Source organism: Enterococcus sp. BSD2780061688st2 D3, from assembly GCF_005844145.1.
Taxonomy (GTDB): domain Bacteria; phylum Bacillota; class Bacilli; order Lactobacillales; family Enterococcaceae; genus Enterococcus_B; species Enterococcus_B durans.
This window is the reverse complement of record NZ_SPHN01000005.1, coordinates 79,565-96,494: the sequence shown is the minus strand read 5'-3', so window position 1 is coordinate 96,494 and position 16,930 is coordinate 79,565. Positions and strand designations below refer to the sequence as shown.

Here is a 16,930-nt window from a genome sequence, read left to right as displayed (position 1 = left end):
GTTTCTACACTGCAATAGCATGTTTTAACTATTAGACATATCATATATGGGTAATCATCATTTCTGGTTCTGTCCTTCTTCTACATACATCCTTACTCTCAGAAACGTTTTTTCGCTTCTCTTTCGCTTGGTCCATCCTATCTTTGAGGAGCTTCGTATTAGTAGCGGAGAAATTCGGCTCTGAAAAGACATGAGATGATTTGTTCTGTTCCTCTTTTGAGCGGAAGTACATCATTTGTTTTCCTTTGTCTGTAAATGGGCTGATTGTTCCACAAAGAGCTTTCAATCTCTTTTCCACTTGCGTCTTTTCAGTTTTTATGATGTTGTATTCTTCAGAGCCTTTGTCATAAGAAAAAGTTTCTAGCATTATTTCGAGTTCCTTTTTTTTACGGTAGAGCATCACTGTCTCATCCCTGTATGTATTGATTTGTCCTATTTTTGGTTCTAGTGAGTCTTTATTTTTTTCTAGGATATCATTTGAGAATTTTTTGAGCCCTTGATATGGATGTTTGTCTACTTGTTTGATCAAGTCACCAAATCCTTGGAAATTTTCTTTGAATTTTGAATAGGCTGTTGGTGTAAGTTGTTGTTCAAGTTCATTTGTCTGAGCATTTATTTGTTTCTCGTATTCTTTAAGAAAATTGAGTGCGGTGTTTCTCACATTTTTATACTCGGTTCTCTCATCTTTCACAAATTTACGTAGCTTATTGATATAATAATCGTCATCGTAAAAACGAAAGATTAGGATAGAGGAATGCATTTTTTTGATCCACTCCCACCTTTTTTCAGTTTGGGGATATTCTGTCAGTTGCTCATTAAAATAGTTGATGATATGGCTTTGGATTTTAGAACGTATCTCTGGAGTCGACACAAAATCCTTATCGATTTTTATGCAGAGATTATAGAGTTTTTGATAGGTTCGAGCCATCAAAGAAAATTCTTTTTCGAGTGGAATAAGTTTAGGATTTTTATTGTTGATACATGCAACTAATACTGTGTCCTGAAGTGAAGCATCGGTTATTTTTGTAAATTTATGTTTAATTACATATTTAGTGTAAGAGAACATTTCTTTGTCATAATCTTTACCCTGATGTTTCGCCCATATGTCTTCTCTAGGGATCAATGTCAAAGCAATACCAAAATCTATACCTATAAATGAAACGTCTCGTTTAGGAGTTTTAGTGGCTAAGTTCAACCTTGTTCGTCCAGTTTTAGTAAATGGGCGACTGGTTCCGCAGAGTGTCCTTAGCTCATCTTCTTTTTTCTGCTTATCCCAGATTATTTTCTTCACTTCGATGGATTTTTTTCCGTATTTTTCTTTAAAAGGGTAATCTGAAAAATTAGTTTCAAGTGCTTTCAGTTCCAAATACGCCTTTCTGATTTTTTTCAGTTCTTCATCCATACGATTTATTTCGTTTGGGATATCCTGTCTATTTATATTCTTGATATACCTTTTAAGTTGTGTGCCTGATCTTGTTTGAAGATTTTCTGATAGGTTGGACAGCTCTTGTTTTACTGATCGATTTTTCAGCGTTCGATAGGCCTTTCGCGTGAGCCATGGTTTTATTTCTAACACTTTTTCTTTAAAACTTTGATAATCGCTTTCAATCTCTTTAAGTACAGCGTAACGTAATAAGTTCTTATCAGAATATGTTACATATGTCATAAGTAAATTCCTCCTTCTTTTGTTAAATCAAGTATTACCCGCACTAGTTTTTATATAGCGGAGCACTATTCTGATATTTGACCTCTTCTCTTTGAATAAGCACATATTGTTACATACAGTACTCTTCTTCGCCCAGTTAGTTGAGACTAGTCAGAGGTTTCTACACTCCAATAGCATGTTTTAACTACTAGACATATCATATATGGGTAATCATCGTTTCTGGTTCTGTCCTTCTTCTGCCTATATCCTTACTCTTAGAAACATTTTTTCGCTTCTCTTTCGCTTGGTCCATCCTATCTTTGAGGAGCTTCGTATTAGTAGCGGATAAATTTGGCTCTGAAAAGACATGAGATGATTTGTTCTGTTCCTCTTTTGAGCGGAAGTACATCATTTGTTTTCCTTTGTCTGTAAATGGGCTGATTGTTCCACAGAGAGTTTTCAGTCTCATTTCTACTTGCGTCTTTTCAGTTTTCACCAGATTGTATTCATCAGAGCTTTTGTTATAAGGAAAAGTGTTTAGTGTTTTTTCAAGTTCCTTTTTTTCACGATAGAGCCTAATTGCCTCGTCCCTATAGTTATTGATCTGTGCTATTTTTGGCACTAATGCATCTTTGTTTTTTTCTAGGAGATCATTTGAGAATTTTTTAAGCCCTTGATATGGATGTTTGTCTACTTGTTTGATCAAGTCACCAAATCCTTGGAAATTTTCTTTGAATTTTGAATAGGCTGTTGGTGTAAGTTGCTGTTCAAGTTCATTTGTCTGAGCATTTATTTGTTTCTCGTATTCTTTAAGAAAATTGAGCGCGGTGTTTCTCACATTTTTATACTCGGTTCTCTCATCTTTCACAAATTTACGTAGCTGATCAATATAATAATTGTAACTATAAAGATTAGTTGAAGAATGCAAGTCTTCGATCCACCACACCTTATGGGGATATTTTATCAGTTGCTCATTAAAATAGTTGATGATATGGCTTTGGATTTTAGAACGTATCTCTGGAGTCGACACAAAATCCTTATCGATTTTTATGCAGAGATTATAGAGTTTTTGATAGGTTCGAGCCATCAAAGAAAACTCTTTTTCGAGTGGAATAAGTTTAGGATTTTTATTATTGATACATGCGCCTAATAGTGTTTCTTTAAGAGAGTCATCGGTTATTTTTGTAAATCTATGGTTATTTACATATTTAGAGTAAGAATCTATTTCTTTTTTATAATGCTTGTCTTGATGTTTCGCCCATATGTCATCGCTAGAGATTAATTTCAAAATTCTTGGTCTAATAATTTTTTTAAATGGAACAACTTCTTTTGCGTTTTTAGTGATTACGTTCAAATTCGCTCGTCCAGTTCTAGTAAATGGGCGACTGGTTCCGCAGAGAGCTCTTAGTTCTTCTTCTTTTTTCTGTTTATCCCAGATTGTTTTCTTAACTTCGGTAGACTTTTTTCCGTATTTTTCTTTAAAAGGGTAATCAGATAAATTAGTTTCGAGTGCTTGCAGTTCTAAATAGACCTTTTTGATTTTTTTCAATTCATCATCCATACGATTTATTTCGTTTGAGATATCCTGTCTATTTATATTCTTAATATATTGAACAAGTTGTGTATCTGATCTTGTTTGAAGATTTTTTAATAGATTGGACAGCTCTTTTTTTACTGATCGATTTTTCAGCGTTCGATAGGCCGTTCGCGTGAGCAATGGTTTTATCTCTACCACTATTTCTTTAAAACTTTGATAATCGCTTTCAATCGCTTTTATTGTAGCGTAACGTAATAAGTTCTCATTAGAATATGTTACATATGACATAAGTAAATTCCTCCTTCTTTTGTTAAAATAAGTATTATCCACACTAGTTTTTATCCAACACATCACTACTCCGTTATTTTTAACCTCTTCTCTTTGATTAAGCAGATATTGTTACATAAAGTATAGTTGACGTTTGAAATAGAACTGAATCTTTTTTCTTCTATTTTTGAAAAAAATATTCTCCTCTTTCAATAGTTAATATGAGTGTAAGGTATGAAGCAAAATCTTTACTTCGTACGGAAACCATGTATCTAAAATTGGCTGACTTAAATATCCTCCAATTGGCTGTTTTCTTCTGCTTTCAATTTAGGTATACTGACCCTTGTGAAGTGGAGGGAAACGAATGAAAAAGATATTGACGATTGGCGGATCGGATCCCTTTGCGGGTGGCGGAATCCAATCTGATCTAAAAACGTTTGAGAACTATCATCAGTTCGGAATGAGCGCACTTACTTGCGTAGGGATGTTAAATAACGAAAGTGATTTTATTTTGCAAAATGTTTCGCCTGAATGGTTGGAGCAACAACTTTTTTCAATCGATCAGATGGTTAATCTAGATGGAATAAAGATCGGCCTCCTAAATTCTATGGCAGCAATCGATGTTGTGACAGAATTTGTAAAGAGACAGACAGATATCCCCATCGTTCTTGATCCGGTTTTGGCTTTCAAGGAAACAGATGATCTAGCTCAAGATACGTATAGTAAACATTTAGTTGATCACTTATTCCCGTTGGCGGATGTTGTTACACCAAATTTAAAAGAGGCTGCCTTGCTTACCGGTAAAAACGATTCATTCCAACTAGAGGAAATACGAAAAATGGCCAAAGAAATATATTCATTTGGCAGTCGATCGGTGATAGTCAAAGGAGGCGCTGGTGTATTTGGTGAAGATGCAGTTGATGTATTATATAGTGAAGCGGGATTCGAAAGTTTCCACTTGAAAAAAAGACCTTCAATAACTGTTAACGGTGCTGGCTGTACTTTCTCTTCTGCTATAACAGCTAATCTTGCGAATGGCACTTCCCTTTCTAAGTCAGTCGCTAATAGTAAAAAATACGTGTACCAATGCATTATAAACGGCGTCATGATGAAAGATGGCACAGGAAGTGTCTGGTCAGGTGGCGAAATGAAGGAGGATGATTGGATTGACTACTAAACACATAACGATTTATGCTTTGATGATTGCTTTAACTGTGGCACTTTCACTGACAGTATTGATTCCAGTACCAGCAACAAACGGATTTGTTACTCTCTGTGAAGCGGGAATCTACACGACTGCTTCCCTATTCGGTCCGCTCGGTGGTCTGACTGTGGGTGCAGCCAGTGGACTCTTGATCGACTTGATCTCAGGTTATCCTCAGTGGGCTATTTTTTCTTTTTTGATCCATGGTCTTCAAGGCTTGATAAGTGGCTATTTTGCTAAAAAATCAACAACAAGCTGGATCATTGGCTTAGTCTTTGGTACGGTCGTCATGGTCATTGGCTATTTGTTCGCTGGGTGGTTTTTGTATGGATGGCCTTCTGGCGTAGCTTCTATCCCAGGAAATATGATTCAAAACATTGTAGGAATTGGCTTAGCGATCCCATTGACTTCAGCGATCCAACGTCTGCAATTAAATAAAAAAATCAGCAAATAAAAATGGTTGTATATAAAAAGGAATGGTAATTATGGAACTGACAGAAACTCAGTTAAAAAAACAATTAACAGAAATGGTCAACGATGTTCTGACCGAAGCACATTTAAAAGCCGGTGATCTTTTCGTATTAGGTTGCAGCACGAGTGAGGTTGTTGGTGGTCATATCGGTAAAAATTCAAGCGCTGAAGTTGGACAATGGATCATCAAGACACTCAAAGAAATACTTGATCCTTTGAATATTTCACTAGCAGTCCAAGGGTGCGAACATTTGAATCGAGCATTAGTTGTTGAACGAGCAGTGGCCGAAAACAAACAATTTGAGATCGTGTCTGTCAAACCAGCTCTCCATGCAGGTGGCGCCTGCTCTGTCGCAGCATTTGAACAGTTTTCAGATCCTGTGGAAGTTGAACATGTTGTTGCTCAAGCTGGTATTGATATTGGCGATACGGCCATCGGGATGCATGTCAAACATGTTCAAGTACCTGTTCGCCCTAGAAACAATACGCTTGGTGCTGCTCATGTAACGGCATTGCGCTCACGTCCAAAATTTATTGGCGGTCCTCGTGCCGTTTATGAATAAAAAGCTGAGACCTAGTAGAAGTTGATTCTCTACTGGGTTTTTTTGGATACATAGAAGAATACAGAACTATAAGATATTATTCATTGTAGGTTGTTTAGTAGCATAGTTTTTTAAATACTTCTTACGAAACAAACAATCACCTTCTCTGTATCCACTAAATTTCAGAATCAAAATAGAAAACTGCTAGTTCTCAACTTTCTTATTCAGCTTATTGCAGCTATTTCCATAAAACGGATAGGAGCAGATGAAGGATAAATATACCACTCACAGCTAATACAATCAGGAGTACACTAGGCCATAACTTTTGTTCCCCGTTTTTCTTATCATATGAATCCTTTGTAGTACCGCCAAACATTAAACCCCAAAAATCAAAAAGATTCACTATACTCCCCTCCTACTTTCTTTATTATTCGTATATAGCTTATCAAAAAAACGCTTTCTATGTTCCTAAATATCCTGAATTGGTAGGAAAGTACTCCTGAAATACTACTAATTCTCTAATATACAATTTTTGGTGCTATTTGGTGCTAAAATTTTTTATTTCTAAACTGAGTTGGAGTTATACACACTTTCGAAATAAGTAATGCAAACCTTCACTAAAAACGACGTTTATAGTTGATTGGCATAGTCTTTATTAAAAGTATCAACCAAAGGAAACATTTGTACTATATAGTTTTCTGGTTTGATCTGTTGATGGTTCCTCCAATGAGTAGTTGAACCGTAAAGCGCCCAGTTCAGCATTACAGAAAACACCTCAATCTCTGATTATGTAAACAATTAATTATTGTTTGTGTTGATATAAACAAAATAATGTAATGTTTGCCATTTGACAAACAATAGTAAAAATATTAAGCTTATTTCAAATATAATAAATTTTGTTTGGAGTGAGTTAGATGAAAAATGATATTGTTTACGAAATTACTGATTATGCTCGGGGGTATTATCAGGACCAAGATCACTTCCATTGTTTGTATTGTGAAGCAGAATTTGAGGATGGTTTGATTTATCCTAGTGAGACAGCAACTGGTCCTTGGAAAACGGCAGAAAAAGCGATACAACAACATTTGCAACAGGTTCATCAAGGCCCTCTTTTTGCTTTGTTACAACAGAATCGCGAAATTAGTGGACTGACAGAGATCCAACAAACTATCTTGAATTTATTTTCCCAGAGATTGAGTGACACCGTGATTGCACAACGTTTAGGAATTTCTAGTTCAACTGTCCGCAACCATCGCTTCAAATTGAGAGAAAAAGAACGACAAGCTCGTGTTTTTTTAAGTATGATGAATTTATTGGAAAGTGAGGACTACTTGCCACCACATATCGGTGCAAAAATGGTAGATGAGCGCTACCAGATCACTGCTAGCGAAAAAGCAACCATCATCGCCAATTACTTTACTGAGGATGGCCGCCTCCGCCAATTTCCTAGCAAAGAAAAGCGCAAGATCATCGTTTTAGGAGAAATCGCAAAGCAATTTGAACCTGCTAAAAACTATTCAGAAAAAGCAGTCAATGAGATCCTGAAACGGTTTATTGCTGATTTTGTCACTCTTCGCCGCTATTTGATCGAATACGGTTTTATGCAACGGACGAAAGATGGGAAAACTTATTGGGTGGCGACTGCATGAAGTGGCGAAAATTAGATTGGCCACAGGATCAAACGGAATTTCGGGATTTTCTATTTGCAAATAAAGATTACTTCACTGAGTATCAAACGTATTCCCCTAGTGATGAGGAAATCGAACAAGAATTTTTCTTATCGATACCAACACATACTCAATTGACACAAAAAGAAGTATTTGGTATCTACCAAGCTGACCAACTGATGGGCGTGGTAGACTTGCTGCATGATTATCCTAAAAATAAAACTACCTTTTTTGATTGATCTACCTTATCGCCAACAAGGGAATGGTCAAATCATTTATCAGCAACTGGAGAACTACTGCCGACAACAAGGAGTGCAAACATTGCGTTTAGGAGTGCTGGTTGATAACCTAGCAGGTCGCAAGATGTGGGAGAAACATGGTTTTGTAAAAATAGCTGACAAAACCATCAATGGCAAACATCATCTTGTTTGTGAAAAGAAACTAGCTTAAAACAAACGAGGTCGAGACAAAAGCAAGAAACACTTTTGTCTCACATTCTTTAAAAACGGATAAACGGTGGGAGCAGAAGCAACTCCTTCGGAAATAAGCCGAAATCCACAAAAATTTGAAAAGCAATTTTCGTGGATTTCGGCTTATTTCTTGGAGTTAAACACTTCTGTCCCAACCTCTTTTAACTTAGTCAAAGTGAATTTTTTCCGATATGTTTCCGGTCTACTATAAAAGCAATCCCTTACTCTGCAAAACCAATATCACATGAAAAATATACTTTTATAATTTAGTGGATTTTGTATTTTTTTACAATTTCTTATATAAGCATGCTTCATAAGGTTCTAATGTACCCGAACTCTTGAATAATCGATCTTGTTGATTTGTGTTGGTAAGCAACAATTGCCAAGCGTGTTGGCTCACTTCTTCAGTGAATGTATATTCTGCAGGATCATTCGTTAAGTTGACGATCACTAAGTAACGATCTTGTTCTAAGACTCTTTCGTAACTATATACCTGTGAATGCTCCGCAAGATGTTCGATGAAAGAACCATAGATCAAACCCATATGGGCACGACGGATTCGAATCATTTTCTTATAAAATTGCAAGATCGATGCGGGATCTTCTTCCTGATCTTCCACATTCAATACAGGATAATTTGGGTTGATCATTAGCCATGGCTGATTAGTCGAAAATCCAGCAAAGTCTTCTGCTGACCATTGCATTGGTGTTCTACCATTGTCTCGGGTCGTGTCTGCAACGATGTCCAACGCTTCTGCCTCTGATTTTCCTTCTTGAATCAATTGTCTGAATAGACGTTTGGAGTCGACTGCATCGATTTCCTCAATTGATGTAAAAGGTGCATTGGTCATACCGATTTCTTGTCCTTGGTAAATAAAAGGCGTGCCTTGTAAAAAGAAATACATCATTGCAATTGCTTTGGCAGAAATCGCCCAAAATTCTTCGCTCGTATCGCCAAAAACAGAAACCGAACGAGGAACATCGTGGTTTTCCATATACAAGGCATTCCAGCCTTTGCCATCTAAAGAAGTCTGCCAATCACTCAAGGCTTTTTTTAACTGCAACACATCAAGTTCGCCTTCTTTTTCATGTTTCCATATCGAGATATGATCAAATTCAAAAATCATATCAAAATAGCCATCAGGTCCTACCCACTCTGGTCCTTCCTCTGCCGTCACCCCACTGGCTTCGCCAACAGTCAGGATGTCGTACTCGTCAAAGACATCTTTTAGTTCATTCAAATGTTCTTCGATTCCTGAGACATTTTGAAAAGGCGAGAAAGGATTTTCGGTGGCTTTCACGGAATATTTATCTTTTTTGACATGGGAAATCGCATCTAAACGAAAGCCATCGATACCTTTATCTAACCACCAGCGGATCATCGTGAACAATTCATTTTTCAACTGTGTACTTTCCCAGTTCAAATCTGGTTGTTCTTTTGCGAAAATATGCAGATAGTATTGTTGGATTTCCGGCTCATATTCCCAAACGGAGCCACCAAAAATCGATTGCCACTCATTCGGTTTTTCCTCAGGTATGCCATCTACCCAAATATAATAGTCATGATAGGGATTTTCTTTTGATTTTTTTGCTTCAATAAACCATTCGTGCTGATCGGAGCTGTGATTGATAACCAGATCCATGATAATCTTGATACCTACTTGATGGGCTTCTGCTAACAATAGATCAAAGTCTTCCATGGTCCCGAATTTACCAAGAATCCCTTGGTAATCACTGATATCGTAACCGTTATCAATAAATGGTGAAGGATAAATAGGATTGATCCAAATAAAACCGATGCCAAGATCCTTTAAATAAGGGATTTTTTCACGGATCCCATTTAGATCTCCTATTCCATCCCCATTGCTATCCTTGAAACTCGCAGGATAAATTTGGTAGCCGACAGCTTCCTTCCACCATGCTTTTGCGTATGTCATTTTGCAGACCTTCCTTCCTGTAACTTTCTTTCATTATAAAGGAAGTTGCACCAATTGTGTGTCTGTTACCGTTAACATATAGAAGGAAGCCAGTGCAGATAGAGTCAACGGCTCACGATTTATCATCGTATTTTTTAAGCTACCTACCTTTTGATTATTCCTCTGTTTCCAATTTACCCACTACGAAGATGTACGAGCATGCACCAATTAATGCAATAGCAGCTATGAAAACAAGTGCGGAAGAAAAATTCCCATTTGCTACAAGGTAACCAATGACGATCGGAATAACAATGGAAGAAAGAGCGCCACATAGATTGAAGATACCGCCTGCAAGACCAAGCAAATTACTAGGAGCCAAAAGAGTAACAAACACCCAGGTGATTGTTGCAAGTCCATTTCCGAAAAAAGCAACGGACATAAAAGTGATGATCAGATATGGATTTGATGTGTAATTTGCTCCCATGATCAATAGAGTCAATAGTAACCCTGTGATGACAGGTATTTTGCGTGACATACTTTTAGAAAAACCACGCTTACTTAATTTATCCGATACATAACCTGCTAATATAACTCCGACAAAGGCAGCAAGATAAGGAATACTTGATAAAAAGCCAGTTTTGTTCAAGGAAATACCTTTTTCTTCAGTCAAATAGGATGGAAACCATGTTAAGAAGAACCAGAATGTTCCGCTAATGGCAAATTGACCAATGTAAATACCAATCAGTTTTTTTGTAAATAATTTTTTCAAATTTTCTTTTGTTAAACTAGCCTTGGGTGCTGTATCGCTGACTTCTTCAAAAACTGCTCCACCAGCTTTGATATAAGCCAATTCTTGTTGGCTCACCCATTTATTCTTTTTTGGATCAGAATACAAAACGTACCAAACAAATGCCCAAATGATCCCGATCACTCCTGTGACAATGAATAATCCTCGCCAACCAATGGAGTTATGGATCGCATATAAGATTGGCATGGAAAATGCTAATCCTAAAAACTGTGCAGAAGAATAAATACCGATTGCTGTTCCTCTTTCATTTTCGGGGAACCAATAGGAAATCGCACGATTATTTGCAGGCATAACTGGAGATTCAAAGAAACCTACCCCTAAACGTAATCCTAAAAAGTGGCCAAAATTATGGATACTTGCTTGAAATAGTGTCATTAGTGACCAACCAAATAAACTAATGAAATACATGATTCGCGACCCAAACTTATCTAGCAGGATTCCACCTGGCACTTGCATGGCTGCATAAATCCAGCCAAATGCTGAAAAAATCAATCCTTGTTGGACTGTCGATAAGCCAATTTCTTTTGCCAATTCGGGCATTGCAATTGATACATTCGTACGATCCATATAATTGATAACGATGTTAACAAAAACTAAAGCTAGAATCACATAACGCATTTTAAACTTATTTTTTGGTTTTTCAACATTTTGTAGTGTATTCATGTTATTCTCCTCCATAGATTCGGACTTCATATAATGACTTGAAATTGCTACCATTTGTTTGATGTAGATGTAGTTCTAATTGTTTTGTTTTCACTTTTCGGAATAGATGATTCTTTTGTCTGCTACGATTATCCTCTTCTTTTGCAAGTCGTACTCTCTCTCCATCAACAAGCGCCCAAATTTCATAATCTTTGATCAATTCGGGAATAATGTCAAAAGCAGTTCGGTGATGATGAAGATTCACGAGGTCTTCATTGACGTCATCATTTAAAGTCAATAAAACTTCTGAAATCGTCTGCGGTGTCTCCCAATTGAAACAAAGGACTTCCGTTTCTTTTGAATCAAGCTTAGATACCCATACATTTGGCGAACCAAATGGACGTTTATACCCGTTTGTGATCTGTTCTTCTGAATAACTAGTAGTGGGAACATTGAATACCACATTTTTACGATTGATTTTTTGATTTGTCCAATAAAGGATAGGTGATTCTCGCACATAATCATGTAACTCTGGTTGACGTAATTCTTGGATTGGGTCTTCAATGAAGCTTAACACTCCAGGGATAACTGTTTCGCTAAGATGCGTTACTACATGTTGATTTTTCTTTAATATTACAAATAAGTTCTCTGGTTCTGCAAGTGGCGGTAAAACAACAGGATACCACGCACGTCCTTTTGCTGACAGTTGAACCGTTTGTGTCCCTACTTTTTTCTTTGGAATGTAATTTTCTTTCCTACCAGTCGTGTAAAATTCAACTTCTAATTCTGTCTCTGCTTCTGCTTTTAATAAGAGATTCACTGTTTTCGGGTGGTTTTCCAGATAAAATTGGAAACCGACACTTTTTGTCAGTGGAAATTCTTGCAGCTGTTCAGCCTCCGTATCGATCGTTTGCAAAGAGCTTGTGGCACTAATCTGAGCAGTACGTGCTAAATCTTTGGAGTCATTATTTTTCAGTCCAATAACTGAAGCATCATTTTTCAACATTCTTTGCTGATACTCATTGAGATATGACGTATAGATATCTCTAGGTGAGCAATGCAATTCACTAGCCATTGCTGCTGCTGTTCCTGCTGCTTCGCCTAAGATTGCACAAGTAGCCATTACTCGGATCGTTCCAAAAGCTACATGACTAGCTGAGACATTACGGCCAGCGAAATAGAGATTTTCGATATTTTTTGAGTACAGCATCCGGTAAGGTAAATGATAGATCCCATCTGCTACGACATGACGAGCGCCGGCTGCATCTGTGTACATTCCTGTTGAGGGATGTAAATCGATTGACCAACCACCAAATGCAATGCGATCTTCAAAAAATGTTTGATCCTCAATATCTTTTTGAGTAAGCACGTAATCGCCAATAAACCGACGTGACTCGCGTTTTCCAGGAAGAGTCCCTACCCATTCTAAATCTAATGTATCAGCTTCATATTCTCCTGAGTTTTTGATATGATCCCAAATACCATACACTACTGATAACAGTTCATCTCTGATCTTTTCATTATCGTGGATCGTATCCAGCTCCCCACCCCATTCAATCCACCAATAGGCACAACCATTATCAGTTGGATTCAATGTTCGATTTTTTATGATGGTAGTATCTGTGATTTTTTTCGCAAATGATGGTGCAATAAATTTGGTCTTTTCTCCGGTATCTTTTGTATAAAAAAGCAATGTGCTTCCTAACATTCGATCATCTGCAACTTCAGGTGCAAGAGATTCATCATACATTTCTCGACTTTCTCTTCCCATATGGAATTCTGCTTTTGCACCCTCTCCAACTATGCCATCACCTGTACAATCAATGAAGTATTCTCCTAAAAACTGATAGGTATTTTCTGCTCCTTGTGTTCGAGCAATCACAGATGTGATCGTGTGTCCTTCTACTGTAACATCAATGACTTCCGTATTTAAATAAAGTTGGATATTTTGCTCTTCTTTGACTTTTTCAAGCAGTAACAGATCCCACTGAAAAACATTACCCTGTGGATTTCTAAACTGATTTTCTAAAAATAATTCCCCCATGATCCCTGTCTCGCGTGCGTACCGATTTACACCGTGTTTTGTTGCGCCACATACCCAGACACGGATCTCACTACTGGAATTCCCCCCTAGAACACCGCGATTTTGAATCAATACTACCTGTTTTCCTTCTCTTGCTGCTGCAATTGCCGCACAGATGCCTGCTAAGCCACCACCAATAACGATGATTTCACTTTGTATCTTTTTCATGTAACCGCTCCCTAATTCATGATAGTTTTATTATAGTTTTTGTGATATATTTAACAATATACAAATTAGTCTTATTTTTGGCTTTTTTTGACTTTTGGAGGTAAAACATGGAAGTGATAAAAATAATCGATCATATCTGGTGGGAGGAAAAAGAAGAATTTTTATTAGCAGAAGACCAAGATAGTTTTTGGGTATTGTATTTATTGGTTGAAGGAGAGTGCTACTATAAGATCGGCGAGGTTTCTGGGATTGCTAAGAGTCCTTGCGTATTGATCTGTCCACCCCATACTGTTTTTGAAAGAAAAGTTCTTGCCCCTCTTTCCTTTCATTTTTTCCGTCTGGATGTTGTCCCTAACCAATCCTATTTGAATTTATCCGCTGGGATGCACCGATTGACGAAAGAACGTTTAGCCATGGATCAAATGGTTCTAAAACAATATGTCTATGATCTGTCTGGATTCAGTTTTTTTATACGAACCCATAGCATCATGGACATACTTCTATTCAGCAGTATTTCTTATCAAAAACCGAATCAGTCGATTCCCCCACTGCAGATCCATAATTCACGTATCATCGACTTGTTGCATTATCTCGATAATCATTATCAAGAGGATTTTTCGATCCAACAACTCAGTGAAAAATATTCTTTCAATGCGTCTTATCTTTCTCGTTTGTTCAAAAAAGAAACAGGCTATTCACCAAAAGAATATTTGCTGAAGGTCCGCTTAAAAAATGTACAAAATCTCCTCATCTCAACCAATTTACCTATGGAAGAGATTGCAGAACTAACGGGTTTTAAACATGGATATTATCTGTCCAAATACTTTAAGAAGATTTTCAAGATGTCCCCAAGTACATTTCGGAAAAAGCATTTATTGTAGCAGGTCTTTTTTTGATGCCATTCAAATAGTTGCAGATAAAGGATCAAATTAAAAAAAGTTGGCAAAAAAGTTCCGGAAACGAATGTGTGACAAATCTACAGTTTTGCTAGAGACTCTCGAATAAGCGGCGTTCAAAAGTCAAGTTCTTCGGAAATTTCAAAAAAAAGAGTGGGACAAAAGTAAGAAACACTTTTGTCTCATTCTTTAAAAACGGATAAACGGTGGGCGCAGAAGCAACTCCTTCTTAAATAAGCCGAAATTCACAAAAATTTGAAAAGCAATTTTCGTGAATTTCTTCTTATTTCTCGGAGTTAAACACTTCTGTCCCAACCTCTTTTTTTCTCTAATTTCTCAAACCTAACCGATCATTCTTACGGTATTTCATAAATAACGTGAGATCAATTGGATCAATTGTTTCGGAAACTCATTCAAGTCGGTGATATCAAGGAAACGATTTTCACCATAGATTTCTTTTATTTCTTCTTTGTCTTGTCCGATTGCTGCAGAAACAAAGACCACGCCTTGGCGCTCAAACTCTGATAAGACTTCTTGGATATCCTGTTTTGCTTTCTTCCCTGTATAATCAGGTAAAGCTTTAGGTTGTCCATCACTGATCACTAGCATCAATTTTGTCGTTGCAGCTTGCTGACTAAGCTTAGTTGCAGCAATCCTCAAAGTGGCGCCATCACGGTTATTTTGTCGTGCTTTCATCGTTACTAACTTATCTGTTAACCAACTAAAGTCATCTGAGAATTCTTTGTAAGAAAATAAGGATGTTTTCTCTCTTGCAGATACGTCAGCGGTATCCCCATAGATCATCAACGGGATATTTACGCGCTGTGCAAATTCTGCGACTGCGATCGTTGCTTTTTTGGCGGCTTCGATCCGATCATCACGGATCATCGAGCCAGATTCATCGACCCTGATAGCAACTGCCAATGAAGGCTGTTCGTGTGGAGGATTTTTCTTATCGAAATTCCGAAGATCACCATATGCCACACGACTGGCATCGAAACGCTGCCCTTCATATTTACTCTTTTGATAGGTCGCTGATTCGTCGTTTTCAAGTAGATCGAGAATCTGTCTGCTTAAAGAGTCGACCACTGGCAACACTTGTTTCCTTAATTTACGTGCCTCTGGATCATTTGGCGTAAATGTTGGTCGATGAATGATCAGCCCTTCTTTTTCGTGAATGGTTCCTTTCATTGCTTGACGAGCTTCTTTGTTTAGTTCACGCTTGATTTCTTTGTCATGAGCTTCCATATCGGATACAGACATCTTGTTGGAAATATCTTCTGCCTGATCTTGGTCGTCTTGACTTTTCCCTTCTACGTCCTCGCTGCGTTCTTCCTGCGAAACGGGCAAAGTTTCCTTTTGCAGTTCTGTGGGCTCTTTTTCTAGCGCTTTTTCAGTAGCTTCATTTTCTGTCTCAATTTTCTTTTCACTTTCAGAAAGGGAAAAAGTTTCTTCTGCTAATTGGTCGATATTCCTTTGGTCCGCTTCTTCAGCTGTTAACACTCTTCCACGTGCAGATGTTTGAATGTCAGAAGGCTTTCCCCATTTTTGTAACTGAATAAGTGTGCGCAGCTCTTCTAAAAGACCACTCTCTTCTAAACGTTGGGTCAAAATCTTTAATTCTTCTGGATCAGTAGTTAATTTATACAGTACTTTGGGATACAAGGATTCCAATACATCTTGCCCTTGTTTCCAGGTATTTGCCCAATAGAAATAGGAACGCATGCCGGCAACACCCTTGATGGCATTTGCTTTAGCAGTTTCATCTAGAAGTCGGATGATCTCAGCCATTTTAGCTAACAGTTCTGGTTCTTGGATATTCGTTTTTCCTATTGCACGTTCAACCATTACTTCAAGAGTGGGTAGATCCATTTTTTCAGCATGCTGCATCCGGTCACGCAAAGATTCATTCAGCGGACGATTTCCTTGATAGTTGCGATTTGTGGTAATGATGATCACGCAATCAGCATGGCGAGGTACGACTCCTGTTGGTAGATTCAATAGCCCGTTAGGCTCTAGAGCAGAATTCAAGGCCACTAGGACAGAGGCATCTCTGATCACTGTTGGTTCTTGGATCTCTAATAAATACCCTTTCTCGATCGCACGTACGATTTCAGAAGGGTAATATTTGTAGCGGACTGTTTCTGACTTTTGCTCATCGATACGTTGCACAAAGTCAGCTAACTTTTGTTTTGCTAGATCGTCGTTCACTTGATAGTGATCCTTGATAACTTGTAAAACAGCATTTAGCGTATCCGTTTGGTTGATGGCATCGATCAAAGCTTGGTCCTCTTCTTCGTGGGAATCAACAACTGGCAAAAGAGCGCCAAAAACATCCGATTTGTCCATATCTGCAAAACAAGTCACTTTTGTATAAGGAAGTTGCAAATCAGCAGACAGAGCTTTTGCTAATTGTGTCTTACCAGACCCTGCATCACCTTCTAATAAAATATTACTGATTTTCATTTCCGGGTCTTCCCAGTTTTCTTTGATTTCAGCCGCAATCCTTAGTTCCACAGAACTTGTTCGATGACTTGCAGGCTTTTGCCAGATCATTTGTCGTTCAATTGTTGAAAATGAGCGATGATCTGTTAATGAAAAGTTATCCATATGAC

Annotated in this window: 14 protein-coding genes; 7 read left to right on the top strand and 7 right to left on the bottom strand. The window is 37.7% G+C overall.

Translation table 11 applies throughout. The features are described from left to right. Positions 1-40 precede the first annotated feature (40 nt). Positions 41-1,666 (bottom strand): hypothetical protein, encoded by a 1,626-nt coding sequence (locus tag FGQ66_RS05840; protein WP_138301992.1) that lies wholly within the window; start codon positions 1,664-1,666, stop codon positions 41-43. Positions 1,667-1,862: 196 nt separating this feature from the next. After that, a complete protein-coding gene (locus FGQ66_RS05835; RefSeq protein ID WP_249361094.1) occupies positions 1,863-3,533 on the bottom strand; it encodes a hypothetical protein in 1,671 nt (556 codons plus the stop codon). A gap of 280 nt (positions 3,534-3,813) precedes the next feature. Between FGQ66_RS05835 and FGQ66_RS05830 the strand changes: the two genes are divergently transcribed. The 3 genes from FGQ66_RS05830 to FGQ66_RS05820 are packed head-to-tail and all read left to right on the top strand — an operon-like array spanning position 3,814 to position 5,687. Then, complete coding sequence (locus FGQ66_RS05830) at positions 3,814-4,626, top strand: hydroxymethylpyrimidine/phosphomethylpyrimidine kinase (RefSeq protein WP_138301991.1); 813 nt, start codon at positions 3,814-3,816, stop codon at positions 4,624-4,626. Beyond that, complete coding sequence (locus FGQ66_RS05825) at positions 4,616-5,107, top strand: ECF transporter S component (RefSeq protein ID WP_113846247.1); 492 nt, start codon at positions 4,616-4,618, stop codon at positions 5,105-5,107. Before FGQ66_RS05830 ends, FGQ66_RS05825 begins: the two co-directional genes overlap by 11 nt. Positions 5,108-5,138: 31 nt before the next feature. Continuing rightward, complete coding sequence (locus FGQ66_RS05820; RefSeq protein WP_138301990.1) at positions 5,139-5,687, top strand: TIGR01440 family protein; 549 nt, start codon at positions 5,139-5,141, stop codon at positions 5,685-5,687. 217 nt (positions 5,688-5,904) lie between these two features. On the opposite strand, the gene FGQ66_RS15135 is transcribed toward FGQ66_RS05820, so the two are convergent. Then, positions 5,905-6,069 carry a hypothetical protein gene (locus tag FGQ66_RS15135; RefSeq protein WP_016176646.1) on the bottom strand — a complete coding sequence of 55 codons (165 nt, stop codon included), beginning with the start codon at positions 6,067-6,069 and terminating at the stop codon, positions 5,905-5,907. Between the two features lie 511 nt (positions 6,070-6,580). Here FGQ66_RS15135 and FGQ66_RS05810 point away from each other — a divergent pair. Genes FGQ66_RS05810 through FGQ66_RS05800 form a run of 3 tightly spaced genes read left to right on the top strand, consistent with a single transcriptional unit; the run spans position 6,581 to position 7,783 of the window. Then, the gene (locus FGQ66_RS05810) at positions 6,581-7,315 is read left to right on the top strand and encodes a DUF2087 domain-containing protein (RefSeq protein WP_138301989.1); all 735 of its coding nucleotides are present in this window, start codon (positions 6,581-6,583) and stop codon (positions 7,313-7,315) included. Next, positions 7,312-7,572 (top strand): hypothetical protein, encoded by a 261-nt coding sequence (locus FGQ66_RS05805; RefSeq protein ID WP_113845597.1) that lies wholly within the window; start codon positions 7,312-7,314, stop codon positions 7,570-7,572. The genes FGQ66_RS05810 and FGQ66_RS05805 overlap by 4 nt, the downstream gene beginning before the upstream one ends. Further along, entirely contained in the window at positions 7,565-7,783 is a 219-nt protein-coding gene (locus tag FGQ66_RS05800; RefSeq protein WP_171024576.1) for a GNAT family N-acetyltransferase, read from the top strand. Before FGQ66_RS05805 ends, FGQ66_RS05800 begins: the two co-directional genes overlap by 8 nt. Positions 7,784-8,089: 306 nt before the next feature. On the opposite strand, the gene FGQ66_RS05795 is transcribed toward FGQ66_RS05800, so the two are convergent. From FGQ66_RS05795 to FGQ66_RS05785, 3 genes are all read right to left on the bottom strand, one after another. After that, positions 8,090-9,739: a glycoside hydrolase family 13 protein gene (locus FGQ66_RS05795; RefSeq protein WP_138301988.1), complete on the bottom strand. Its 1,650-nt coding sequence runs from the start codon at positions 9,737-9,739 to the stop codon at positions 8,090-8,092. A 154-nt stretch (positions 9,740-9,893) separates the two neighbouring features. Beyond that, positions 9,894-11,189 (bottom strand): MFS transporter, encoded by a 1,296-nt coding sequence (locus FGQ66_RS05790; RefSeq protein WP_138301987.1) that lies wholly within the window; start codon positions 11,187-11,189, stop codon positions 9,894-9,896. A 1-nt stretch (position 11,190) separates the two neighbouring features. Next, the gene (locus FGQ66_RS05785; protein ID WP_138301986.1) at positions 11,191-13,419 is read right to left on the bottom strand and encodes an FAD-dependent oxidoreductase; all 2,229 of its coding nucleotides are present in this window, start codon (positions 13,417-13,419) and stop codon (positions 11,191-11,193) included. Between the two features lie 107 nt (positions 13,420-13,526). On the opposite strand from FGQ66_RS05785, the gene FGQ66_RS05780 reads away from it, so the two are divergent. Beyond that, entirely contained in the window at positions 13,527-14,300 is a 774-nt protein-coding gene (locus tag FGQ66_RS05780; protein WP_138301985.1) for a helix-turn-helix domain-containing protein, read from the top strand. A gap of 381 nt (positions 14,301-14,681) precedes the next feature. Here the strand turns inward: FGQ66_RS05780 and FGQ66_RS05775 are convergent, their stop codons facing one another. Beyond that, entirely contained in the window at positions 14,682-16,925 is a 2,244-nt protein-coding gene (locus FGQ66_RS05775) for an AAA family ATPase (protein WP_138301984.1), read from the bottom strand. Positions 16,926-16,930: the final 5 nt, after the last annotated feature.

Excerpts from the sequence above, each read along its gene's own strand:
- FGQ66_RS05775 (WP_138301984.1), bottom strand. The coding sequence starts at position 16,925 with ATGGATAACTTTTCATTAACAGATCATCGCTCATTTTCAACAATTGAA.
- FGQ66_RS05820 (WP_138301990.1), top strand. The coding sequence starts at position 5,139 with ATGGAACTGACAGAAACTCAGTTAAAAAAACAATTAACAGAAATGGTC.
- FGQ66_RS05840 (WP_138301992.1), bottom strand. The coding sequence starts at position 1,666 with ATGACATATGTAACATATTCTGATAAGAACTTATTACGTTACGCTGTA.
- FGQ66_RS05795 (WP_138301988.1), bottom strand. The coding sequence starts at position 9,739 with ATGACATACGCAAAAGCATGGTGGAAGGAAGCTGTCGGCTACCAAATT.
- FGQ66_RS05835 (WP_249361094.1), bottom strand. The coding sequence starts at position 3,533 with ATGTGTTGGATAAAAACTAGTGTGGATAATACTTATTTTAACAAAAGA.
- FGQ66_RS05830 (WP_138301991.1), top strand. The coding sequence starts at position 3,814 with ATGAAAAAGATATTGACGATTGGCGGATCGGATCCCTTTGCGGGTGGC.
- FGQ66_RS05780 (WP_138301985.1), top strand. The coding sequence starts at position 13,527 with ATGGAAGTGATAAAAATAATCGATCATATCTGGTGGGAGGAAAAAGAA.
- FGQ66_RS05810 (WP_138301989.1), top strand. The coding sequence starts at position 6,581 with ATGAAAAATGATATTGTTTACGAAATTACTGATTATGCTCGGGGGTAT.
- FGQ66_RS05790 (WP_138301987.1), bottom strand. The coding sequence starts at position 11,189 with ATGAATACACTACAAAATGTTGAAAAACCAAAAAATAAGTTTAAAATG.
- FGQ66_RS05785 (WP_138301986.1), bottom strand. The coding sequence starts at position 13,419 with ATGAAAAAGATACAAAGTGAAATCATCGTTATTGGTGGTGGCTTAGCA.
- FGQ66_RS05805 (WP_113845597.1), top strand. The coding sequence starts at position 7,312 with ATGAAGTGGCGAAAATTAGATTGGCCACAGGATCAAACGGAATTTCGG.